Annotated in this window: 20 protein-coding genes; 8 read left to right on the forward strand and 12 right to left on the reverse strand. The window is 67.6% G+C overall.

Annotation, left to right across the window (positions count from 1 at the left end; genetic code table 11):
• Positions 1–38: 38 nt before the first annotated feature.
• Positions 39–2711 carry a DNA polymerase I gene (gene polA, locus SK854_RS22710; RefSeq protein ID WP_319977096.1) on the reverse strand — a complete coding sequence of 891 codons (2673 nt, stop codon included), beginning with the start codon at positions 2709–2711 and terminating at the stop codon, positions 39–41.
• A gap of 106 nt (positions 2712–2817) precedes the next feature.
• Between polA and SK854_RS22715 the strand changes: the two genes are divergently transcribed.
• Both SK854_RS22715 and SK854_RS22720 read left to right on the forward strand, forming a co-directional pair.
• Entirely contained in the window at positions 2818–3177 is a 360-nt protein-coding gene (locus SK854_RS22715) for a hotdog fold thioesterase (RefSeq protein ID WP_319977838.1), read from the forward strand.
• Between the two features lie 76 nt (positions 3178–3253).
• Entirely contained in the window at positions 3254–4426 is a 1173-nt protein-coding gene (locus SK854_RS22720; RefSeq protein WP_319977097.1) for a lipase family protein, read from the forward strand.
• A gap of 208 nt (positions 4427–4634) precedes the next feature.
• Here SK854_RS22720 and SK854_RS22725 read toward each other — a convergent pair whose 3' ends face one another.
• The 5 genes from SK854_RS22725 to SK854_RS22745 form a co-directional block, all read right to left on the reverse strand.
• Positions 4635–5351, reverse strand: a complete 717-nt coding sequence (locus tag SK854_RS22725; protein WP_319977098.1) for an ABC transporter ATP-binding protein — start codon at positions 5349–5351, stop codon at positions 4635–4637.
• On the reverse strand, positions 5348–6169 hold the full coding sequence (locus tag SK854_RS22730; RefSeq protein ID WP_319977099.1) for an ABC transporter ATP-binding protein: 822 nt from the start codon (positions 6167–6169) through the stop codon (positions 5348–5350). Before SK854_RS22730 ends, SK854_RS22725 begins: the two co-directional genes overlap by 4 nt.
• Positions 6166–7878, reverse strand: a complete 1713-nt coding sequence (locus SK854_RS22735) for a branched-chain amino acid ABC transporter permease (RefSeq protein ID WP_319977100.1) — start codon at positions 7876–7878, stop codon at positions 6166–6168. The genes SK854_RS22730 and SK854_RS22735 overlap by 4 nt, the downstream gene beginning before the upstream one ends.
• Positions 7875–8789, reverse strand: coding sequence for a branched-chain amino acid ABC transporter permease (locus SK854_RS22740; protein ID WP_093596910.1), 915 nt, complete (start codon positions 8787–8789; stop codon positions 7875–7877). Before SK854_RS22740 ends, SK854_RS22735 begins: the two co-directional genes overlap by 4 nt.
• Before the next feature lie 78 nt (positions 8790–8867).
• Positions 8868–10094: a branched-chain amino acid ABC transporter substrate-binding protein gene (locus SK854_RS22745; RefSeq protein WP_319977101.1), complete on the reverse strand. Its 1227-nt coding sequence runs from the start codon at positions 10092–10094 to the stop codon at positions 8868–8870.
• Between the two features lie 225 nt (positions 10095–10319).
• On the opposite strand from SK854_RS22745, the gene SK854_RS22750 reads away from it, so the two are divergent.
• Positions 10320–11951 carry a hypothetical protein gene (locus SK854_RS22750; RefSeq protein WP_319977102.1) on the forward strand — a complete coding sequence of 544 codons (1632 nt, stop codon included), beginning with the start codon at positions 10320–10322 and terminating at the stop codon, positions 11949–11951.
• On the opposite strand, the gene SK854_RS22755 is transcribed toward SK854_RS22750, so the two are convergent.
• From SK854_RS22755 to SK854_RS22770, 4 genes are all read right to left on the reverse strand, one after another.
• Positions 11952–12563, reverse strand: coding sequence for an ANTAR domain-containing response regulator (locus tag SK854_RS22755; protein ID WP_319977103.1), 612 nt, complete (start codon positions 12561–12563; stop codon positions 11952–11954).
• Between the two features lie 42 nt (positions 12564–12605).
• A complete protein-coding gene (locus SK854_RS22760; RefSeq protein ID WP_319977104.1) occupies positions 12606–13427 on the reverse strand; it encodes a hypothetical protein in 822 nt (273 codons plus the stop codon).
• 204 nt (positions 13428–13631) lie between these two features.
• Positions 13632–14063, reverse strand: coding sequence for a hypothetical protein (locus SK854_RS22765; protein WP_319977105.1), 432 nt, complete (start codon positions 14061–14063; stop codon positions 13632–13634).
• Between the two features lie 167 nt (positions 14064–14230).
• Complete coding sequence (locus SK854_RS22770) at positions 14231–14587, reverse strand: PLDc N-terminal domain-containing protein (RefSeq protein ID WP_319977106.1); 357 nt, start codon at positions 14585–14587, stop codon at positions 14231–14233.
• A gap of 484 nt (positions 14588–15071) precedes the next feature.
• On the opposite strand from SK854_RS22770, the gene SK854_RS22775 reads away from it, so the two are divergent.
• From SK854_RS22775 to SK854_RS22785, 3 genes are all read left to right on the forward strand, one after another.
• A complete protein-coding gene (locus SK854_RS22775) occupies positions 15072–16658 on the forward strand; it encodes a thiamine pyrophosphate-binding protein (RefSeq protein WP_319977107.1) in 1587 nt (528 codons plus the stop codon).
• Between the two features lie 29 nt (positions 16659–16687).
• Positions 16688–18067, forward strand: a complete 1380-nt coding sequence (locus SK854_RS22780; protein WP_319977108.1) for a glycosyltransferase family 39 protein — start codon at positions 16688–16690, stop codon at positions 18065–18067.
• 84 nt (positions 18068–18151) lie between these two features.
• Positions 18152–18637: a DinB family protein gene (locus SK854_RS22785; RefSeq protein ID WP_319977109.1), complete on the forward strand. Its 486-nt coding sequence runs from the start codon at positions 18152–18154 to the stop codon at positions 18635–18637.
• Between the two features lie 63 nt (positions 18638–18700).
• Here the strand turns inward: SK854_RS22785 and SK854_RS22790 are convergent, their stop codons facing one another.
• Both SK854_RS22790 and SK854_RS22795 read right to left on the reverse strand, forming a co-directional pair.
• Positions 18701–18994: a hypothetical protein gene (locus SK854_RS22790; RefSeq protein ID WP_319977110.1), complete on the reverse strand. Its 294-nt coding sequence runs from the start codon at positions 18992–18994 to the stop codon at positions 18701–18703.
• 44 nt (positions 18995–19038) lie between these two features.
• Positions 19039–19971, reverse strand: a complete 933-nt coding sequence (locus tag SK854_RS22795; RefSeq protein WP_319977111.1) for a LysR family transcriptional regulator — start codon at positions 19969–19971, stop codon at positions 19039–19041.
• An 81-nt stretch (positions 19972–20052) separates the two neighbouring features.
• Between SK854_RS22795 and SK854_RS22800 the strand changes: the two genes are divergently transcribed.
• Both SK854_RS22800 and SK854_RS22805 read left to right on the forward strand, forming a co-directional pair.
• Complete coding sequence (locus SK854_RS22800; RefSeq protein ID WP_319977112.1) at positions 20053–21537, forward strand: aldehyde dehydrogenase family protein; 1485 nt, start codon at positions 20053–20055, stop codon at positions 21535–21537.
• 43 nt (positions 21538–21580) lie between these two features.
• Complete coding sequence (locus SK854_RS22805) at positions 21581–22678, forward strand: NAD(P)/FAD-dependent oxidoreductase (RefSeq protein ID WP_406601830.1); 1098 nt, start codon at positions 21581–21583, stop codon at positions 22676–22678.
• The last annotated feature ends 1 nt before the right edge of the window (position 22679 follow it).

Below are 22679 nucleotides of genomic sequence, written 5' to 3' on the forward strand. Positions count from 1 at the left end.
GACCGTGACTCTCATCGAACGGACTTGCGGGACACGCCCTAGTGCGCCGCGTCGTCCCAAGAGCGACCCACGCCGACCGAGACCTCCAGCGGCACCAGGAGCTGGTAGGCGTTGCCCATCTGGTCGCGCACGAGGGCCTCGACGGCCTCGCGCTCGCCCTCGGCGACTTCCAGCACCAGTTCGTCGTGGACCTGCAGGAGCATCCGGGAACGCAGGCCGGACGACTCCAGCGCGCGATAGACGCCGAGCATGGCCACCTTGATGATGTCCGCGGCGCTGCCCTGGATCGGCGCGTTGAGCGCCATCCGCTCGGCCATCTCACGGCGCTGGCGGTTGTCCGACGTGAGGTCCGGCAGGTAGCGGCGGCGGCCGAGAACGGTCTCGGTGTAGCCGTCCTTGCCGGCCTTCTTCACGATCTCGTTGAGGTAGTCGCGCACGCCGCCGAAGCGGGCGAAGTACGCCTCCATCTGCTCGCGGGCCTCTTCGGTCGGGATGCGGAGCTGCTGCGACAGGCCGAACACCGACAGGCCGTACGCGAGGCCGTACGACATCGCCTTGATGCGGCGGCGCATCTCGCCCGTCACCTCGGAGGTGGGAATCGAGAACGCCTGCGAGGCCACGTAGGTGTGCAGGTCCTCGCCGCTGTTGAACGCCGCGATCAGGCCCTCGTCGCCGGACAGCGTGGCCATGATCCGCATCTCGATCTGGCTGTAGTCCGCGGTCATCAGCTCCGCGTAGCCCTCGCCCACGACGAACGCCTGGCGGATGCGGCGGCCCTCGTCCGTGCGGATCGGGATGTTCTGCAGGTTCGGGTCCGTCGAGGACAGCCGGCCGGTGGCGGCGATCGTCTGGTGGAACGTCGTGTGGATGCGGCCATCGTCGGCCACCGACTTCAGCAGGCCGTCCACAGTGGACTTCAGCCGCGTGACGTCGCGGTGGGAGAGCAGGTGCTGCAGGAACGGGTGCTCGGTCTGCTCGAACAGGTTCTGCAGCGCGTCCGCGTCCGTGGTGTAGCCGGTCTTGGTCTTCTTCGTCTTCGGCATGTTCAGCTCGTCGAAGAGGACCGCCTGCAGCTGCTTCGGGCTGCCGAGGTTGATCTCCTTGCCGATCACCGAGTACGCGTCCTGCGCCGCCTGCTTCACGCCGGCCGCGAAGTGCGCCTCCAGCTCCGACAGGTGGTCGACGTCGATCGCGATGCCGACGGCCTCGACCTCGTCGAGCACGTTCATCAGCGGCAGTTCGAGGTTCGCGAGCAGGTCGGTGCCGCCGATGGTCACCAGTTCCTCGTCGAGGCGGTCGGCGAGCTCGGCGACGGCACGCGCGCGCAGGATCGTGCTGGTGGCGACCTTCTGCGCTTCCTCGGACTCGTCGGACAGCAGCGACAGCTGGCCGTCACCCGACTCCTCGGCCCGCAGTTCGCGCTTGAGGTAGCGCAGCGCCAGGTCGTCCAGGGCGAACGACCGCTGACCGGGACGCACCAGGTAGGCGGCCAGCGCCGTGTCGGAGGACAGACCGCGCAGCTTCCACCCGCGAGCGCGCACGCGGCGCAACGGCAGCTTCAGGTCGTGGCCCGCCTTGGACACCGACTCGTCGGCCAGCCATGCGGCGAGCGCCTGCTCGTCGGCCTCGTTCAGCTCCTCGACGGCGACGTACCCGCCCTCACCGGTGGCGGTGCACAGCGCGACGCCCTCCAGGTCGGTCGTGATGCGCAACGCGACGCCGACTCGCGTCTTGCGCGCGTTCGCGTCGAGCCACTTCGCGAGCGTGCCCGCGGGGATAGCGCCACCGGAGACCTCGAAGCCCTCCTCGGCCTCGGGCTCCGCGGTCGTCAGCGTCTGGAACAGACGGTCGCGCAGGACGCGGAACTCCAGCTCGTCGAACAGCCGGTGCACGGCGTCGCGGTCCCACTGCTGCACCTCGAGCCCGTCGATCGCGTACGGCAGCTCGACGTCCTTGATCAGCTCGGTGAGCTGGCGGTTCATGATGATGTTCGCCAGGTTGCCGCGCAGCGCCTCGCCGACCTTGCCGGGCACCTCGTCGATGTGGTCGACGAGCTCGTTGAGCCCGCCGAACTGGTTGAGCAGCTTGATGATCGTCTTCGGGCCGACGCCGGGGGTGTTCGGCAGGTTGTCGGAGGAGTCGCCGCGCACCGCCGCGTAGTCCGCGTACTGCTCCGGGCGCACGCCGTGCTTCTCCTCGACGTACGCCGGGGTGAAGCGGCCCATCTCCGAGACGCCCTTGACCGGGTACAGCACCGTGACCTTGTCGTTGACCAGCTGGAACGCGTCCCGGTCGCCGGTGACGATCTCCACCTCGACGCCCTGCGCCACGGCCTGCGTGGTCAGCGTCGCGATGATGTCGTCCGCCTCGTAGTTCTCCTTCTCCATGGTCGGGATGGCCAGCGTGGCCAGCACGTCCTTGATCAGGGAGACCTGGCTGCGGAACTCGTCCGGCGTCTTGGAGCGACCGGCCTTGTACTCGGGGTACTGCTCGGAGCGGAACGTCTTGCGCGACACGTCGAACGCCACCGCGACGTGCGTCGGCTTCTCGTCCCGCAGGATGTTGATCAACATGGACGTGAACCCGTACACGGCGTTCGTGACCTGGCCCGTCTTCGTCACGAAGTTCTCGGCGGGCAGGGCGTAGAACGCTCGGTAGGCCATCGAGTGACCGTCGATGAGCAGGAGCCGCTTCACGTCTGAGGTAGTCACGGTCCCGAGTCTAGGGTGGGGGTCTGACAGTTTTGCTTGAGCCCTTGGAGCCTGCGTGACCCCCGACCTGCCTATCGAGTTCGCCGACGAGCAGTTGCATGTTCGGATGGGCATCGAAATCACCCAATGGGATGTTCAGGAAATGATCGGCACGATGCCGGTCAAGGGCAACCGCCAGCCGTTCGGCCTGCTGCACGGCGGCGCGAACGCGGTGCTCGCCGAACAGCTGGGGTCCGTCGCGTCCGCGATGCACGCCTCCCAGTTCAACAGCATCGCTGTCGGGCTCGAGCTGTCCTGCACCCATCATCGAGCGGCGCGCGAGGGCACCGTCACCGGCGTGGCTCGACCGATCCACCTCGGTCGCAGCACGACGACGTACGAGATCGTGGTGACCGACGAGGAGGGCAAGCGCACCTGCACCGCCCGCCTCACGTGTCTCATCCGCCCGAAGCCTCCCGGCGCCTGAGTACTGGGGTAAACCACACCATCGTTGTGCGGCTTGCCCCAGTGTGCGACCAAGATCAGCCCGACATCGTTGGGCCATGACCTTCACGACTCGACTCACAGCGGCAGTCCTGTGCGGCGCGCTGGTCGCGGCCTCGGTCCCGGCCACCGCGTCGGCCCGGACGGCCCGCGGCGAGCTCCTCGACGTCGTCCCGGTGTCCACGATGGACACCAACCAGCTGGTCACTTACCTGGGGGACCACGACCTGGACGCCTCGCGCGTCCGCTTCGCCGTGGACGCGAAGCGAATCACCTACCGCACCATCGACGCCTTCGGGAAACCGACGACGGCGAGCGCCCTGATCGCCTTGCCGCGCAACGGGAACCGAACACCCCGCCAGGCCACCTGGCTGCACGGCACCACCGGTTACCGAGGCTCGGTGGCGTCGGTGGCGGACGGCAACGACCGGGCCGCGGCCCTGCTCTTCGCCTCCGCCGGCTACCTGACCACGGCGCCGGACTACCTGGGTCTGGGCACCGGCCCTGGCTACCACCCGTACGTGGACGCCCCGTCCACCGTCACGGCGTCGGTCGACGCCTTGCGCGCGGCCCGTGAGTACGCCGCGTCGAAAGGCTTACGCCCCGACCCGCGCGTCATGATCACCGGCCACTCGCAGGGCGGCCACGCCGCCATGGCGCTGGGCCAGGCTCTGCAGTCGGGTGCCGACCGCCGTCTGAAGGTGGGCGCACTCGCTCCCATCGGCGGCCCGTTCAAACCCAGCCTGCTGGTGGCCAAGGCGACGAACGACGAGATCTCCAACGGCGTCGCGTACATGGCGTACTGGACGGTGGCGTGGAACCGCCTCCACCACCTCTACGACGACCCGGCCGAGGCTTTTCGCGACCCGTCGATCGAGTCCCTGTTCGACGGCGACCACCGCAACGAGGACATCTTCCCGCACCTCCCGGCCACCATGCGGGAGCTCCTGACCGAGACCTACTTCGACCGCGTGAAGCACCCCACGGGCATCCTGCGGGCCAAGCTCCACGAGGCGGACAGCTACTGCGACTGGCGCCCCGCGGTCCCGGTGACGATCTACTCGTCCGCCGGAGACAGGGACACGCTTCTGGAAACCTCGGCGTACTGCGACCAACGCCTGAAAAAGCACCACGCCCGTAGCACGCTGATCGACCTGGGCGCGGACGTGAACCACGGCAGGGCGGCCAAACTCGCCCTGCCCCGCATCCTGGCCGACTTCGACCGCGGCTGATCGCCGCGCCGGCCGGAGCACAGAGGGCGGGGGCGGAGGCCATCCCTCCGCCCCCGCCCGTTCCCGCCGGGCCTGTCGTCAGGCTCGATCGCACCTCAGCCGTGAACGCCCAACCTGCCCGGCAAACGTTCCTGCCACCGAACTCCAGGCGGGCAAACGAAAGCGGGGCGGAGGAAAGTCCTCCGCCCCGCTCCCACGACCGAGAACCTCAGTGAGCCTCACCCAGGTACGCGTCGCGCACCCGCTGGTCGGCCAGGAGCGAGTGCCCCGGACCGTCCAAAGTGGTCCTGCCGAGGTCGATCACGTATCCGTGGTCCGACAACGCCAGCGCCGCCAGGGCGTTCTGCTCCACCAGAAGGATGGTGGTGCCCAGCGACTGGAGCTCCTTGATGGTGTCGAAGATCTTCTGCGTCATGATCGGCGAGAGACCCATCGAGGGCTCGTCGAGCATCAGCAGGCGGGGCTTCGACATCATCGCGCGGCCGATGGCCAGCATCTGCTGCTCACCACCGGAGAAGAGCCCGGCCTTGTTGTGGCGGCGCTCCCCCAGCACGGGGAAGAGGTCGTACACGCGCTTCATGTCGGCCTCGACGCCGTCGTCCTTGCGGACGTAGGCACCGAGCTGCAGGTTCTCCTCCACGGTCATCCGCGGGAAGAGCCGGCGGCCCTCGGGGCAGTGAGCGATGCCCTCGCCGAGGATCGCGTGCGCCGGATCGCTGTGGATCGGCTTGCCCTGGAACAGGATCTCGCCGGACGCCGGACGCAACAGACCCGAGATGGTGCGCAGGGTCGTGGTCTTGCCCGCACCGTTCGAGCCGATCAGCGACACGATCTGGCCGGCCTCGACGGTGAACGAGATGTCGCGGACGGCCTCGATGGCGCCGTAGGCGACCGAGAGGTTGCGGACTTCGAGCAGCGCGGTCATGCCTGCTCCTCCTCAGCAGAAGCAGCGGCGGCCTCGACTTCGTGCGCGACTTCCTCCGGCGGCTTGCCGAGGTAGGCCTCGACGACCCGCGGGTCCGCCCGCACGACCTCGGGGCTGCCCTCGACGAGCAGTTCGCCCTGCACGAGCACGGAGACCGAGTCGCACAGCCCGAAGATGAACTTGATGTCGTGCTCGATGACCACGACGGACACACCCGTCTCGCGGATGCGGAAGATCAGCTGCTGCGTCGCTTCCGTCTCCTGCGGGTTCATACCCGCGGTGGGCTCGTCCAGCAGCAGCACCGCCGGGTCCGTCGCCAACGCGCGCGCGATCTCCAGACGGCGCTGGTCGCCGTACGGGAGGTTGCGCGAGAGCTCGTCGTCCAGGTTGTTCAGGCCGACGAACGCGAGCAGCTCCCGCGAACGCTCGCGTGCCGCCTTCTCACCGCGCTGGTAGGCGGGGCCGTGGAACAGCGAGGCCAGCGGGCCCTGCTTCATTCGCACGTGGCGGCCGACCATGACGTTCTCCAGCACGGTCATGCTGGGGAACAGGCGGATGTTCTGGAACGTGCGGGCCACGCCCGCGTCCGTCACCTTCGCCGGGTCGCCGGGCAGGATGTTGCCCTTGAGCAGCACCTCGCCCGTGGTCGGCGTGTAGAGACCGGTCAGGCAGTTGAAGAACGTGGTCTTCCCCGCGCCGTTCGGACCGATCAGGCCGACGATCTTGCCTTCTTCGAGCGTCAGAGTGACGCCCTTCAACGCCTTGAGGCCACCGAAGACCATCGAGACGTCACGCGCTTCCAGTACAGGCGTGCTCATGCCTTCTTCGCCTCCACATGCGCCTCTTCGGCGTTCTCATCAGCGCGCTCGATCATCTCAGCGCGCCTGTGCGCATCGGGGATCAGGCCGACCGGCCGGAACCGCATGATCAGGATCAGCGCGAGGCCGAAGATCATGAGGCGGTAGTCCTCGAAGTCGCGGAGCTTCTCGGGCAGCACGAACAGCAGCGCGGCGCCGAGAACGGCGCCCGGGATCGAGCCCATGCCGCCGAGGATGACCGCCGCGAGCAGCGTGACCGACTCGAGGAACTTGAACGACTCGTAGGACACGGTGCCGTTCTTGTGCGCGAACACCGCGCCCGCGAGACCCGCGAGCATGGCACCGATGAGGAACGCGAGGATCTTCATCTTGCCGGTGCGGATGCCCATCGCGCGGGCGGCGTCCTCGTCCTCGCGGATCGCGATCCAGGCACGGCCGATGCGGCTGAACTTGAGGTTCGCGAACACCGCCATCGTCGCCGCGACGAGCAGCACGATGAGGATGTAGTAGAGGACACCGGCGGGGAGCTTCACGGCGCCGATCGAGATCGACTTGTTGAACTCCGCGCCGAACAGCGACAGCGCCGGAACACCGGGGATCGCGTTGGAGCCGTTGGTGATGCCACCGATGTCGTTCTGCGCGGAGCGGGTGAAGATCTCACCGAACGCCAGCGTCACGATCGCGAGGTAGTCACCGCGGACCCGCAGCGTCGGCGAACCGACGATGGCGCCGAAGATGCCGGCCACGACGGCCGCGATGACCGCGGCGACCGGGAACGGCAGCGTGATGCCGAAGTGCGCGGTCGCGGCACCGGAGAAGTTCGCCGCCACGAGGGCACCGATGCCCATGAACGCCACGTACCCGAGGTCGAGCAGACCCGCGAGACCGACGACGATGTTCAGGCCGATCGCGGTGGCGGCGTAGATGCCGATGTTCGCCGCGACCGTCATCCAGTACTCGTTGCCCGCCTCGGTGAACGGCAGGAGCAGCGCGCACGCCGCCAGCACGATCACGCTGAAGACGCGGTGCTGCTCGGACAGAGCCGAGAGCCAGCGCACGAACCCGACGCCGCTCAGCGCGCCGAGCAGACCGGCGGCGAACCCGAGGAACGACAGGAAGATCGCGCCCGCGTACGGGTTGGCGGAACCGACGCCACCGGTGGTCAGCATCGCGGCGACGGCGTAGAGCACCGCGCCGAACGACACCAGCAGCACCAGGTACGCGACCGGGGTGGAGACCTTGAACTTCCAGTCTCCCACCGGCTCGATGCCGATGCCGTAGCCCGCCAGGATCGCCAGCACACCGGCGACGAGGCCTACGACGGCACCGAACGCGGTGGCACCGTCGAGGGCCGTGATGGCGCCGAGGCCACCACCCTTGACCGTGATGTACGCGGCGTTGACGAAGGAGACGAGGGCGAGGCCCCAGCCGAGCGCCCGGACGACGCGGCCCTTGGACGGGACCGGCGCGAACGCCGCGACCAGGATGAGGACACCCAGCAGCAGCACGTGCCAGCGGAACCCGGTGACCAGGAACGGCGCGTCGAAGAACTGCAGCGTCGCCTTGTCGGGCCAGTTGCCGTCGTTGAGGCTGAACGTGACCCACGGCAGCAACGCCGCGACGATGCCGAGGACACCACCGGCGGCCGCGAACGGCTTGCCGAGGGGTGCGAGCGCGGAACGCTTCGCAGAAGTGTCGACCGTACTCATGCGCGCACCCTTTCCGGCTCACCGAACAGACCCTGCGGGCGGAAGACGAGCACGAGGATCAGCACGACGAAGATCCACACGTAGTCGTACTGGGTGCCGCCCGGCATGTACTGACCGGCAACGGTCTTGATCAGACCGATGATGAACGCGCCGATGACCGCGCCGCGGATGCTGCCGACACCGCCCAGGACGGCCGCCGTGAAGGCGAAGATGCCGTTCTGGAAGCCCATGTCGATGTTGATGTTGTTCAGGTAGCCGCCGAACATGATGCCGGCGACACCGGCGAGCACGGCGCCGATGATGAACGTCAGCACGATCACGCGGTCGGGGTTGACGCCCATGAGCTTCGCGGTGTCGGGGTCCTGCGCGGTCGCACGCATCGCGCGGCCCATGCGCGAGCGGTTGATGTAGGTCTGCAGGATGATCGCGAGACCGACCGAGAGCACGACGAGCAGCACACCGGTCCACGAGATGTTGACCGAGCCGATCGTGAGGTTGCCCTCGGGGAAGACCTTGGGGTACGGCAGGTTGGACTTCGCGTTCGGGTAGAAGACGCGCACGGCCTCCTGCAGGAACACGGACACGCCGAGCGCTGTGATGAGCGGAGCCAGCCGAGGCGCGTTGCGCAGGGGCCGGTAGGCGAACCGTTCCATGATCACGGCGACGACGACCGCCACCACGATGCCGCCGACGAACATGAGCGGCAGTGCCACGGCAGGCGACTTCTTGAGGTCGTCAGGAAGAAGCGTGAACGTGGCGAGGCCTCCGTACGAGGCCACCATGAAAACCTCGCCGTGGGCGAAGTTGATCAGCTGGATGATGCCGTACACCATCGTGTACCCCAGGGCGATCAGGGCGATCAACGCACCCTGAATGACCCCGTTGGCCAGCTGTTGAAGCAGGACTGACACGACTACCTCCGTAAACAACGGGGGCGAGCAAACAACGCCCGCCCCCGCCGTGGCTTCAATCAGTGATTAGGTAGTCGATCAGCCGGTGAAGGTGCCGGTCTGAACGTCCTTCCACTTCGCCGAGGTGACCTGGTACACGGTCAGCACCTTGTTCGTGCTGTCGCCGTACTGGTCGAACTTGACCTCACCGGTGGCACCGGAACCGGAGTAGGTACCGACGTTGGTCAGCATCGCGTCACGCTTCGACTCGTCCCAGGCAGCGCCGTCGACGGTCTTGCCCAGGGCACCGATGATCGCGTTCGCGGCGTCGTAGGAGAACGCACCGTAGGCGGCGTAGTCCTCCTTGCCGAACTTCGCCTTGTACGCGTCGACGAAGGCCTTGGCCGTGGCCAGGGACTCGGTCGGGGCACCGACGGAGGTGGCGAGGTCGCCCTCCTTGCCGCCGAGCTCGATGTACTTGCCGTCGAAGATGCCGTCGCCGCCCATCAGCGGAACGTCGAGACCGGCGTCCTTCATCTGCTTGGACAGCGGTCCGGCGACCGGGTACTCACCGCCGTAGTAGACGGCCTCCGGGCCGAGGGCCTTGATCTTGGCGATGACGCCGGAGAAGTCGGTGTCCTTCTCGCCGACCTTCTCGGAGCCGACGATCGTGCCACCCTTCTTGGTGACCTGCTTGGACAGCTCGGCGGCCAGGCCCTCACCGTAGGTCTTGCCGTCGGTGATGATGGCGATCTTCTTCTTGCCGGCCTTCTCGACGAGGTAGTTGGCCGCGTACGGCCCCTGCAGGTCGTCGGTGGTGCAGACGCGGAAGTAGTTGTCGAACTGCCGCTTCGGGGCCGTCAGGAAGTCATTGCCCCTGGTCAGCGACGGGTTCGTGTTGGCGGGCGACACCTGGGGGATCTTCTTGTCCCGCAGGATCGGCTGCACGGTCTGGGCCACAGACGAGTTCAGCGTGCCGACGACACCGACAACGTTCGGGTCGGTCGACAGCTTCGTGGCGGCCTGGGCACCCTTGGCGGGGTTGGCCTCGTCGTCCTGGGCGGACACGGTCAGCTTGTAGCCCTTGACCGTGCACTTCTTGTTCGCCTCGTCCACGGCGAGCTCGGCGGACTGCTTGATGCCGACGCCGAGAGCGGACAGGTTCCCGGACAACGGGGCGACAACACCGACGGTCAGAGTGCCCTTCGACGTGTCGCAGCTGCCCCCGGTGGTGCCGCCGCCCTCGGTCTTGTTCGAGCCACAGGCTGCAAGAACAAGCAGCGAGGCGCCGACGATCGCTGCGGACTTCACAGAGTGCTTACGCACGTGATGTCCCTCCTATATCCCTGCTCCCGGCTACGCGAGATCTCCGCGCACCGCTCCATCACCCTCTCCTGAGGGATGGCCGGAACCTAGGCGATGACTGTGACCGCAGTCATCAAAGCCAATGGGCTCGTGACCATAACGCAACGCGGCGTTATGTTTCACTTAAGCAATGTCACAGACGGTAACCTTCGTTCACTCTTTGGACGGCTGCCATAACGTGGACGTATGACTCCGCGTCGTCGAGTGATCACCGCGGTGGGCGCTGTCGCGATCATCGTCGCGGCGGTGCTGGTTCTGCGCGAGTCCGATGATGCCCTGAAGAAGCCCAGTTCAGATGCCGTTCGCTTAACTAAGTACACAGCGGATTTCGTCAGGGTTTCGGCGACGCCACCTCAGCCCGGCCCGCCGTCCTCCGTATGGAGCAGCGACGGACGAGTCCAATGGGCGCCTGTGCCAGGTGCCGCCGGGTACGAGGTCTTCGGAAAACTCGTCGCGTCGCCCGAGATCACGGGCTCCGGACGGCCGGACGTGCGCGCGGTGGACGCCTTCGGCCAGCGATCCTCGCCGGTCAGGGCCGAGGAGCGGCCGAGCGACGACGGCTGGCGGCGGGCGGTCGACGGCTGGCTGGACGACTTCGACGACACGTTCCTCGACCGCCGCTACCACCTGAGCGGCCGGCGGGGGTGCGTGAACCCCGGTTCGGGCTCCGGCGGCCGCCTGGTGATCGACATGCCGTGTGGAAACGACACGGCCGTGCTGCGCTCACGGACGCCACTGCTGTTGAAGGAATCGGCCGAACTGGGCCGCGTGGTCGTCGTGACGGACGCGGCCGGACCGCGAGGGAAACTCGTGGTCGATTTGGCGCCTGGAACGTCTGATCGACTCGGACCCATACCTCCTGCTGATGCGGTTCACGTGGTGGTGGACGACTCCGTGGCCCCCGGAACGCGCGGTGCGGGCGTTCTGCATCGATTCGAAGTAGTGCTGACAGATAACGGCGTGCGGGTCCTCCAGGACGGCGCCGAGATCGCGACTTCGCCCGTCGTACCGCAGTGGCGAGAGGCGAGCGTGCTGATCGGCGTTATGCCTCCGGTCAGCTATCCGGGACGCGTGGAAATCGACGCGATCGGCATCTCCGGCTCGCGTGGCCCCGTGGACGAGGTGATCGAGACACCGCTCGTGGCGGGGACTCTGCGCGTGCTCGAACCCGAAGAAGAAGCACCGGGCATCGGCGTGGCGCGCGCACCGTTGCGTGGGGTCTCTTCAGCGCGCTTACGGGCAACGGTCCGGTTCGGCGACGGCGGCGACCCGAACGGCCTGGTCGCGCAACTCGGGACGGCGAAGGTGCCGCTGCGGCCGGCGGTGAACGGCTGGTCCGCGGCGGAGGACAGCGAGTTGACGCTGATCGGGGACGTGCCCGCCGAACTCCTCACCACGGACGGCCCGGACGCACTGACGCCCTTCGTGCTGCGGATGCCCGGCGCGTCACAGGCCCAGGTGCTGGAGAGCTACCTGGAGGTGCCCGGCCGGTCTTCGGTGAAGCTGGAGAACGCGCCGGACGAGCTACCGCCCGTTTTGCCCGTCCTGACCGCTGAGATCAACGCTAAGGGCCCGAACGACGCGGCGCTGGTGATCACCCTCGACGCGGCCCACGCGCGGTCAGTGGCGCCGATAGCGGGCTTCGAGGTGTACGTCGACACCTCTCTCGCGGCGACCGTGCCGATCCCCGGCGGCATAGGTGGCCGGCACGAGCTGGAGATCTCGCTGAAAGGCAGCCACAACGTAGAAGTCCGCCTGCGTCCCGAGGATCCGGGACGGCAGACGGACTCCGTGTGGCTCGAACTCAGCCGAAACTGACTAGCCGAAGTTCTCGATGACGGCCTCTGCGACGGCCTTCATCGTCGTGCGGCGGTCCATGGCGGTGCGCTGCACCCACTTGAACGCCTCCGGCTCGCTCAGACCTTGCTTGGTCATGAGAATGCCCTTGGCCCGTTCCACGACCTTGCGGGTCTCCAGGCGCTCGGTGAGCCCGGCGACTTCCTGCTCCAGTGCGGCCAGTTCGCTGAACCGGCTCATCGCCAGCTCGATCGCGGGCACGAGGTCCCGCTTGGCGAACGGCTTGACCAGGTAGGCCATCGCACCCGCGTCGCGGGCGCGCTCCACCAGGTCGCGCTGGCTGAACGCGGTGAGGATCACGACCGGCGCGATCCTGTTGCCGGCGATGTGCTGCGCCGCCTCGATCCCGTCGACCTTGGGCATCTTGACGTCCAGGATGACCAGGTCCGGATTGAGCTCGGTCGCGAGCTTGATGGCCTCTTCACCATCTGCGGCCTCGCCCGCCACGTCGTAGCCCTCTTCGCGCAGCATCTCGACGAGGTCGAGACGGATCAGCGCCTCGTCTTCGGCGACGAGGACGCGAGGGGCCTTGCGCGTGGCTTCGGCTTGGGCCTCGGCAGCCTGCTGGGTCACCGGGGTCCTCCTGACGATCGTTCCTGCGGGCGAAAGCGCAGTCTACCGGCGGTCAGGTCGCTGATCGGGCTGACCAGCCGTGACGGCAGACACGAACTCCTCAGGCCACGGATAGGTCCGCATGCCTTCCTCGACGTCCTCGGACGGCGCGTCGATGCGGCGCGGCGTGATCTCGTAGGTGGTCCCGAAGTCAGGGTGGCCGAGCTTCTGCCTGATCTCGTCCTCGGACGGGCCACCGGCCCACTCGACGAACCAGGCCCCGCCCATCGGAAGTGCTCGCAACCAGCTCGCGTCATGCCACAGGTGTACCCGGCGCAGGAGAGCGCTCCCAGTGGCCGATTCGGCGATCTCGTCGTCGTTGCCACCGCCGTCGGTGTACTCGACGCCGCGGTGCTCGTGCATCCAGCGCACGTAACGCATGCCGAGTTCCCACGCCTGCTCGTCGACCCCGGTCAGCACGACGCCGGCGTCTCCGGTGGTCAGCTCGGCCGACCGCCGGTACTGCCGGTGCTCGAGACCGGCGACGCCCATGCCGAACCCGGCCTCGGTGCGCGGCAGCAGTTCGAACAGCAGCGGGCCGAGAGCTCTGTCGCTCAGGTGCAACTTCAGGGGCTCCCCCGGTTCCACGGTCCGGAACGCGTGGGCGGGCCTGATGATGCTCGCGGGCGGCATCAGCTGGAGCATGCTCGCGGCGGCGCACCCGGCGACCAGCACCTTGGCTTCGAGCCGGCGCTGGGCCTCGGTGGCGGCCTCGGGCAACACGGAATTCCCGTCGCGGACGGCAGGGACCGCCTGGGACAGGTTCTCGCCCGTGTAGGTGCGCCGCAGATCGGCGAGCTGGTCCGTGGTGGACAGACGTGCCATGACAGCAGTCCTCGTTTCCGCCGCCCGGCTCGGCCGACAAGGACGCATGTGTCACGCGTCTACGTGGTCAGTTCGCTTCAGCGAGCAGGAGTTGCTGAACACTGCGGCGGAAAGTGCCGCTCACTGCCGGGGAGCGGCTCCAGCCTCACGTCTGCTCGGACGCCACGAACCACGTTACCGGACCGGCGCACCTGGTTTTCCGCTCTAGTCGGCGCCCACGATCAGCTTGTACTTCACGTCGACGTCCCTGCCGTTCGCGGAACCCCGGATCACGAGCTCGTGCTCACCGGAGGCGGGAGCGGCGATCCACGCGTACAGACCGCAGCCGACCGAGTTGATCCGGCCCGCCGACGTGCCGTACGGGTTGCCCGCGCGCGCTTCGTAGGTGAACGGCGTGGCGGACACCCTCGTCAGCGCCTGCGTCGAGCCGTCCATCAGCACCTCGCCCTGCGCGTTCTTCATGAACTTCTCGCAGCCCGCGACATCGGTCGCGAGGTTCACGACGGGCGCGAGCAGCGGCTTGGAGGCGGGGACGCGGCACTGCCGCTCGACCGGGCCCTCACCGAGTGACCCGGCGAGCAGCCAGACCTCGACGGGCTGATCACGCATGCAGTAGCGCCCGGAGGTGTCGGACACCGGGTTGCTGTTCGAGGGCTGGGATGCCCAGGTCCACCAGCGCGCCTGGAAATCGGCGGGCGCCAGTTTGTCCGAAGTGGACGTTTGAGTTGCGGGGGGTTGTGCCGCCATTTGCGCGTTTCCGCCACAACCGGCGAGCAGAACAACCAAGAACAGCAGGACAATCCTCACTGGTTCTCGCGTCCCTTGCGTCGTTGTTCCTCCGCGCGCTCACGGCAGCGGCGCAGGAACTCCTGATCGTCGTCAGCATCGGTGGCCGCGAACCGTCCCGGCCGGTCGTACTCGGGAAAAGCAGAAGCACCGCGCTCGTAGGCCGCGAATCGTGCGCGTCCGGTCCCCACCACCGGACGGCCCGCAACGAGCCACGCGATCGAACCCACCAACGGGAACAGCAAGACCAGAAGTAGCCACATCATCTTCGGCAGATTGCGAACAGAGCCTTCGTCGGTCGTGATCACGTCCACGACTGCGAAGATCGTCAGCCCTATCATCAGCACTCCGAACAGCCCACCGAAGTACAGCATCTCCACCCCCAGGTCATGCGGTCGCCGCACATCGTGGCACAAGGGGCCACTCCCTGAACACAGTTCAACTGTCAATCATCTGGCGACCAATTCACGAAGCCGTGAATCCTTCGAAACAAAAGCCGCGCGGAGGCCGGAAATGCCGTCCCGCGGCGGCCGGGCCGTACCAGACGGAACCTCGGGCGCAGCACGTCCCGTTCGGCCGTCAGGTCCACCTCCGCTGTCGGCCGACCCGCGCAACCAATTCGTCCCGCAGGACGAAAAGACGCGTCGACCACGTCGAATTCGGTGCCCGGCCACACCGGCCCGAATTGCCTTTCGCTCGATTCGAACGAGGTTTCGCGGACCGGAACGTTCACACCGTCCCAGGTGGACTGGACAACGTGACGGAACTCCCGTTCGAGCCGTTCCGCGCCTGACCCTGAGCACCAGACCTGCTGCGCACCCGTTGTCGGGGCAGTAAGCGAGCCTTAGCGTCGGACGCATGCCCAAGGGTGCTGAGAGCTTGCTGACCGTCCTGGCCGCGCACGACGTCGAAGTGGTGTTCGGCCTGCCCGGTGTCCACAACCTCGCCATCTGGGAGGCACTGGGGAAGCACCCCGGCATCCGCATGATCGGCGTGCGCCACGAACAGACGGCGGTCTACGCGGCAGACGGCTACGCACGTGCCACGGGCAAGCTCGGTGTGGCCGTCGTGACCACCGGCCCCGGCGCGGCGAACACGCTGGGCGCCACCGGCGAGGCGTGGGCATCGGGCAGTCCGGTGCTCGTGATCGCGACGGACATCCCGTCGACACTCCGGCAGCCCGGCGTCCATCGCGGCGTGCTGCACGAGACGCGTGACCAGAAGGCCATGTTCACACCGGTCACCAAGGCGTCGTTCGACGTGCCGTCCGCACCGGAGATCGCCGCCTGCACCGACAAGGCCGTCCAGCAGGCCACCCAAAGCCCGCACGGCCCGGTTTACCTGGGCGTCCCAACGGACTTCCTGTCCGCCGAGGTCCCGCACCCCACCATCACGAAGGTCACGCCCACTCACGCGGTGGCCGACCTCACCGAAGCCGAGAAGCTCATCGCCGGCTCCGAGAGGCCGTTGATCTGGGCAGGTGGCGGCGCGGCACGGTCCGGCGCCGGACCCGCGATCGGCGCGTTGGCCACCAAAATCCAGGCACCGATCATCACGACGTACGGCGCACGCGGCTTGACGGACAGCCCTCACGTCGTGCGCGGCCCAGTGCACGCACCGCCCGTCGGAAAGCTCTGGGACGACGCCGACCTCGTGATCGCGATCGGCACCGACTTCGACGGCATGATGACCCAGAACTGGTTGCAGCCGAAGCCGCACGCGCTGCTGGCCGTCAACATCGACAAGGCCGAGGCCGGCAAGAACTACCCGGCGGACGTCACGATCGAAGGCGACGCGGCCACCGTCACCGCCGCACTCGTGGCCAGAGTGACCGCCAAACAAGCCGCCGTCGACGTCGACGCGGTCAACGCCGAGGTGCGCGCGCTGGCAGAAGCCGACTCCCCCGAAGCCATGAAACTGTTGCGGGCGTTGGAAGACACCGATGCCACGATCGTCGCCGACATGTGCATCCCCGGCTACTGGATCGGCGGCTTCCACCACGTCACGAAGCCTCGCGGCCTCGCCTACCCGGTCGGCTGGGGCACGCTCGGCTTCGGTTTCCCGGCAGCCATCGGCGCGGCCGTCGGCCACCGCACGATCGCGGTGGTCGGCGACGGCGGCTTCCTCTTCGCGTGCGGCGACCTCGCCACCCTCAAACAGGAAGGCCTGCCGCTCACCATCGTGCTCGTGGACGACGGCGGCTACGGCATGCTCCGCTACGACCAGCAGGTCGCGAACCACACCATCAGCGGCGTCGACCTGACCCGTCCGGACTTCGCCAAGCTCGCCGAAAGCTTCGGCATCCCCGCGGTCACCCTGAACGGCTTCGACGACCTCAAGTCCGCTCTGGACGAGGCTTCCGGCCCGTCCATGATCGTGGTCAACGCGAGCCTCAAGCCACCGATCACCACCTCCCCGCGCTGGTACCGCAAAAACGCCACCTGATCAGACACCTCCTGGGTACCTTCCCGTTCATGGGACGTGGGCTGGGGATCGTGCTCGCCGTACAGGCGGTGGCGCTGACCGCGTTGTCGGGCCGTTACGGTTTCCATCGCGACGAGCTCTACTTCATCGCGGCGGGCAAACGCCCCGACTGGGGCTACGTCGACCAGCCACCGATCACCCCGATCCTCGCCCGCCTGACGACGGCGGCGTTCGGCGAAACCCCGGTCGGCCTCCGCGTGGCCGCGACCCTCCTGGCCCTCGCCATCACGGTCGTGGTCGCGTTGATCGCCAAGGAACTGGGCGGCGGCTCCACGTTCGCGGCCGCAGCCTCGGCAACGTCGACGTTCGTCCTGGCCGTGAGCCACATGCTCTCCACCGCCACCGTCGACCTGCTGATCTGGACGCTCGTCGGCTACTTCGCGATCAAGCTCCTGAAATCCGGCGACGGCCGCTGGTGGCTCGCCCTGGGCGCGACCGCCGGCGTCGGCCTGGCCAACAAGTGGTTGCTGCTCTTGCTTTTGGCAGCCATGGCGATCGCACTGCTCGCCGTCGGCCCGCGCACCGTCCTGCGCACCTGGTGGCTCGCCGCCGGCATGGCCGTGTGCGCGGTGATCGCCGCTCCAGTCGTGATCTGGCAGGCACTGCACGACTTCCCGCTGCTCACCGTCGCCCGCGGCATCAGCGAGGACGACGGCACCGAGAACCGAATCATGTTCGTCCCGATGCAACTCCTGATGCTGTCCCCACTTCTGGTCCCGGTGTGGTTCACCGGCTTCCGAAACCTGTGGCGCGACAGGACCTTCCGCTCGATCGCGCTCGCCTACCCGATCCTCTGCGCACTGTGCCTGATCACCGGCGGCAAGCCCTACTACGCGGTCCCGCTGCTGCTGGTGCTGATGGCAGCGGGCGCACGCCAAGCGCAGGAGTGGCTTTTGCGCCGCAAGGCGGTCGGCAGCGTCCTGGTAGCACTGAGCGTCATCCCCGCGTTGGTGGGTTCGCTACCGATCCTGCCGCCCAGCGCACTGGGCCCGGTCATCGCCATCAACCCCGAGCAGGGCGAACAGGTCGGCTGGCGCGAACTGGCCCTCACCGTCCAGGACGCGTGGTTCGAGAACGACCGCCCCGTCGTCATCACCCGCAACTACGGCCAGGCCGGCGCGATCGAGGCCTACACCGAGATCTACACCTATTCCGGCCACATGTCCTTCTACGACTGGGGACCTCCACAGCCCACCAGTACCAAGGTCCTGCTGGTCGGCTTCAGCCAGCCGCCCTTCAACGACTGCAAGGTCGTCGCCCAGCACCACAACCCCGTGGAGAACGAAGAGGACGGCACGGAGATAAAGCTGTGCACGGCCCCAACGGAACCATGGGACACCTTCTGGCCGAAGCTCCGCCGCTTCTACTGAAACAAAGCTGACCACTAGGACCAGTTCGCGACGTTCGCCTGATTTCACGTTCCTCGCGGACACGAAGGCTGACAAACTCGCCCGGTGACCCGAACCTGGCCCGAGAAGCTCGCCGCCGACGAAGGCGTGCTCGCCTGGGAGTTCCTGGACTTCCTCCGCAGAACCGCAGTGCTGAAGGTCGACGGCCTGACCCGCGAGCAGGCCGCGGCGGCGCCGATCCCGACTTCCCCGAAGCTGACGGCGCTCGGCGTGCTCAAGCACCTCACCGCCGTCGAGCGGTACTGGCTGTGCATCGCGGGCGCGGGCCTCGACCTGCCGTCGTTGTGGAAGGGCAGTCCGGACCCGTCCTGGAACCTCGAGGACGACGACACCCCGGCGTCGCTCATCCATGCCTACCAACAGGAATGGGCGAACGCCGAGGCACTCAAGAAGCTGGACCCCGGCGCGACGGCGGCGGACGGCGAGCGCACCGTGCGATGGATCCTGGCCCACGTGGCGCAGGAGACCGCGCGCCACGTCGGCCATCTGGATCTGCTCCGCGAACTCGCGGACGGGCAGACCGGCGAATAACCCAAGACATGGGTGTAGAACGAACCCGAGCACAGGCGCTCCGTGCGGCCAGTCGACCGCCGGTCACAGGATCACCAGCACGATCACCGGTCCCAAGGGGGGAAGTACCGGACGTAGTTCTTCACTGCCCCAGGACGCCTTCACACCGCCCCAAATCCGTGGTGCCCACTTGCCGTCGAGGTCGTTGACGTAGTCGAAACCGCCCGCGGCCGGATCGACGGACAGGAAACGGCCGAGCAGCGGGCTGTACGGACGTGCTCCCGTCTGCACGAGCGACAACGCACCGGCGCGCTCGTACGGGCGCTGGTGCTGTCCCAGCCGGCCGTGGTTCATCTGACCGGGCTGGACGTTCGGCACGGCATCCGCATCGACCCTGCCGAACAAATGTCGGACGTGCGCGCTCAGATCCGGTGAATCACGGGCTGGCTCATGTAACCGCCCACGGTGTTCTGACAGACTTCCCGCAACGCTGTCACCGCGTCGTGCAGCAGCGGGTTGGTGTTCGCGGTGCGGTGCACCACGTGCACGTGCCTGCGCAACGGCTTGTGGCGCAATGGCATCACGTGCGTGCCTGCCAGCTCCCGGTAGCCGAGCGCGGGCACGAGCGCGACGCCCACACCGGCCGCCACGAGCGATTGCACGACCTCGTAGTCGTTGCTTCGGAACGCGATCTTGGGCCCGAAGCCCGCCGCCGCGCAGAGGCGGGTGAGACAGACCGCGCCGGAGGTTCCGTCGCGTGAGGCGATCCAGCGTTCGTCCTTGAGGTCTTCGAGTTTGACGTTGTTCTTCGCGGCCGGATGGCCCGCCGGAACCATCACCAGGAGGGATTCGTCCAGCAACGGCACCACGGTCAGTTCTTCCGGCCACGTTCGCGGCACGAGGTCGTACAAGTACACCAGCGCGAGGTCGAGCTCACCGGCCAGCACGAGCGGCAGCACGTCGTCCGGCTCCGCCTCGTCCAGGCGGATCTCGGCTCCTGGCAGGTCCGCCTGCAGTCTTGCCAGCACCTTCGGCATGACCCGCGAACTCGCCGTCGGGAACGTGCCGATCCGCAGGCGCCCGCGCAGGCCCTGCACCATCGCCTTCACCTCGTGCTCGAACCCGTCGAACGCGGCCAGCAGTTCGCCGCCGCGGTCGGCGATCAGCAACGCGGTGCTGGCAGGCCTGATCGAATGCGCCTCGCGCTCGAAGAGCGTCACACCGACCGCCCGCTCGAACGCCGAGATCTGCTGCGACACGGCCGACGACGTGTAACCGAGGTTGCGCGCGGCCTCCGCGAAGGAACCCGTCCTCACGACCTCGACGAGCGTGCGCAGATGAACCGGATTGAGCACCAGCGCAGCTTACGCTCGACGTCGCGAGGTTTCATTCTGCAACCTCTGGCGGATTCCGCCGGCACCTACCAGGGTGGAGGCATGCCCTACGTCTCCACGAACCCGTCGAACACCTCCGACGTGGTCACCGAGATCGAGCTCGGGACCAGCCGCGACTTCGTGGCCGCCGCACAACGCGCCAAGGCCGCACAACGCGCCTGGGCACGCGTGCCCGCGCCCGTGCGCGGCCAGGTCATCGGCAACATCGGCCGCCTGGTCGAAGCGAACTTCGAACCCCTCTCCCAGCTCGTGACCCGCGAGATCGGCAAGCCGATCGCGGAGGCCCGCGGCGAGGTGCAGGAGATCGTCGACACCGCCAACTTCTTCGTCGGCGAGGGCCGGCGCCTCTACGGGCAGACGGTCCCTTCGGAGATGCCGGACAAGCAGCTCTTCACGTTCCGCAACCCGGTCGGCGTCGCGGCGATCATCACCGCCGGCAACTTCCCGGTCGCCGTGCCGTCCTGGTACATCATCCCGGCGTTGCTGTGCGGCAACTCGGTCGTGTGGAAGCCCGCCGAGTACTCCGCCGCGTCGGCCCAGGCCTTCTACGACGTGTTCCAGGCCGCCGGCATTCCGGCCGGCGTGTTCGAGATCGTCTTCGCCGAGGGCTCGGAGACGTTCGACGGCCTTGAACAGTCACTGCGACAGGGCCTCGTCGACAAGGTCGGCTTCACCGGGTCCAGCGAGGTCGGTGTGCGCATCGGCGAGCTGTGCGGTCGCCACCTCCAGACGCCGTGCCTGGAACTGGGCGGCAAGAACCCGATGGTCGTCACCGAGGACGCGGACCTCGACCTGGCCGTGCAGGGCGCGCTGTTCGCCGGCTTCGGTTCCGCGGGCCAGCGCTGCACCTCGCTCGGCACGGCGATCGTGCACGAGTCGGTGTACGACGAGTTCCTGACCCGGTTCGTCGAGGCCGTCGCCGGCGCCGCTGTGGGCGACCCGGCCACCGATGTCCTCTATGGACCGTTGCTGGACGAGAAGTTCGCGCTGGCGTACGAGAAGTACCTCGGCTGGATCGGCGAGCACCACACGGTGCACGGCCCGACCGGCCGCATCTCGGCTGCCAGCCCGCGCGACGGCTTCGCTGGTGAGAACGGCTTCTTCTACCACCCCGCAATCGTTTCCGGTGTGCGCGACGACGACGAACTGTTCCTGCAGGAGACGTTCGGGCCGCTCGTCGGCGTCATGAGGTACTCGGACCTGGACGAGGCGATCGAGCTCGGCAACAAGCCGGGCTACGGCCTGTCGTGCTCGATCTACACCACGGACCCGAACAAGGCCTTCCGGTTCCGCGCCGGCATCTCCGCCGGAATGGTGAGCGTCAACAACTCGACGTCCGGGGCCGAGGCGCACCTGCCGTTCGGCGGTAACGGCAAGAGCGGCAACGGCTCCCGGCAGTCGGGCGTGTGGGTGCTCGATCAGTTCACCCGCTGGCAGTCCATGAACTGGGACTACTCGGGGAAGCTGCAGAAGGCGCAGATGGACACTCTCGCGATCGAGGCGAACCTTGACTACCGCCTCGCCTGAGCTGCCTGCTCAAGCGGAGGTCGTCGTCATCGGCGGCGGGGTGATGGGCACATCCATCGCCTTTCACCTCGCCGAGGCAGGAGTCCGGGATGTCGTGGTCGTGGAGCGGGATGACCTGGGGTCCGGCTCCACCTGCAAGGCAGCGGGTGGAGTGCGCGCCCAGTTCTCCGACGAACTGAACATCAGGCTCGGAGCTCGATCCATCGAACTGTTCCAGCGCTTTCCGCAGCGCCCCGGGCAGGAGATCGACCTGCACCAGGTCGGCTACCTGTTCCTCCTCTCCTCCGACGATGACGTGACGGCGTTCGAGCGCAACGTCGACCTCCAGAACTCCCTCGGCGTGCGCAGTCGAATGCTGACTGTCGAGGAAGCCCGGCGGATGTCTCCGCTGATCGAGACGGACGGCCTGCTCGCGGCGACCTTCTCCCCGGACGACGGGCACTGCACGCCTGAGTCAGTCGTCCTCGGTTATGCCACCGCGGCCCGCCGATTCGGTGCCCGTCTGCACACCAGAACCACCGTGAGATCGATCGTAGGAACGGGGTCTGACACTTTTCGCGTCGAAACCGACCGCGGCACCGTTTCGACGCCGAATCTGGTCTGCGCGGCCGGCGCGTGGTCGCGGGAGATCGGCGAGATGGTGGGCGTTGACCTGCCGGTTTCTCCGCTCCGGCGACAGATCATGTTCACCGAGGCCATGCCGGAGCTACACGATCGGGTGACGCCGTTCACCATCGACTTCGGCAGCACCTTCTACTTCCACCGCGAGGGCCGGGGGCTGCTGTTCGGCATGTCCGACCCGGACGAGACACCGGGCTTCAAGCTGGACATGTCCGACGCGTGGCTGCCCAGGCTCACCGAGGCGATCGGCAGGCGCGCGCCGAGATTGCTGGACGTGGGCGTGCGCGACGGGTGGGCCGGGCTGTACGAGGTGACGCCGGACCACAACGCGCTGATCGGCTCGGCAGGGCGGTTCTTCTACGCCACGGGCTTTTCCGGGCACGGTTTCCTGCAGGGCCCCGCGGTCGGCGAGGTCGTGCGCGACCTCGTGCTCGGCCGCGAGCCCTTCGTCGACGTGTCCAGTTTGGACGCCTCCAGATTCGCCGCCGACCAGGCACGGCCGGAACTCAACTGCGTGTGAG

This window comes from Lentzea sokolovensis (assembly GCF_033949975.1).
Classification (GTDB): Bacteria; Actinomycetota; Actinomycetes; order Mycobacteriales; family Pseudonocardiaceae; genus Lentzea; species Lentzea sokolovensis.

What these genes read in the sequence shown, in the direction of transcription:
- SK854_RS22715 (WP_319977838.1), top strand. Translation starts at nt 2,818, where the DNA reads ATGGGCATCGAAATCACCCAATGGGATGTTCAGGAAATGATCGGCACG.
- SK854_RS22720 (WP_319977097.1), top strand. Translation starts at nt 3,254, where the DNA reads ATGACCTTCACGACTCGACTCACAGCGGCAGTCCTGTGCGGCGCGCTG.
- SK854_RS22725 (WP_319977098.1), bottom strand. Translation starts at nt 5,351, where the DNA reads ATGACCGCGCTGCTCGAAGTCCGCAACCTCTCGGTCGCCTACGGCGCC.
- SK854_RS22730 (WP_319977099.1), bottom strand. Translation starts at nt 6,169, where the DNA reads ATGAGCACGCCTGTACTGGAAGCGCGTGACGTCTCGATGGTCTTCGGT.
- SK854_RS22735 (WP_319977100.1), bottom strand. Translation starts at nt 7,878, where the DNA reads ATGAGTACGGTCGACACTTCTGCGAAGCGTTCCGCGCTCGCACCCCTC.
- SK854_RS22750 (WP_319977102.1), top strand. Translation starts at nt 10,320, where the DNA reads ATGACTCCGCGTCGTCGAGTGATCACCGCGGTGGGCGCTGTCGCGATC.
- SK854_RS22760 (WP_319977104.1), bottom strand. Translation starts at nt 13,427, where the DNA reads ATGGCACGTCTGTCCACCACGGACCAGCTCGCCGATCTGCGGCGCACC.
- SK854_RS22770 (WP_319977106.1), bottom strand. Translation starts at nt 14,587, where the DNA reads ATGCTGTACTTCGGTGGGCTGTTCGGAGTGCTGATGATAGGGCTGACG.
- SK854_RS22775 (WP_319977107.1), top strand. Translation starts at nt 15,072, where the DNA reads ATGCCCAAGGGTGCTGAGAGCTTGCTGACCGTCCTGGCCGCGCACGAC.
- SK854_RS22780 (WP_319977108.1), top strand. Translation starts at nt 16,688, where the DNA reads ATGGGACGTGGGCTGGGGATCGTGCTCGCCGTACAGGCGGTGGCGCTG.
- SK854_RS22800 (WP_319977112.1), top strand. Translation starts at nt 20,053, where the DNA reads ATGCCCTACGTCTCCACGAACCCGTCGAACACCTCCGACGTGGTCACC.
- SK854_RS22805 (WP_406601830.1), top strand. Translation starts at nt 21,581, where the DNA reads ATGGGCACATCCATCGCCTTTCACCTCGCCGAGGCAGGAGTCCGGGAT.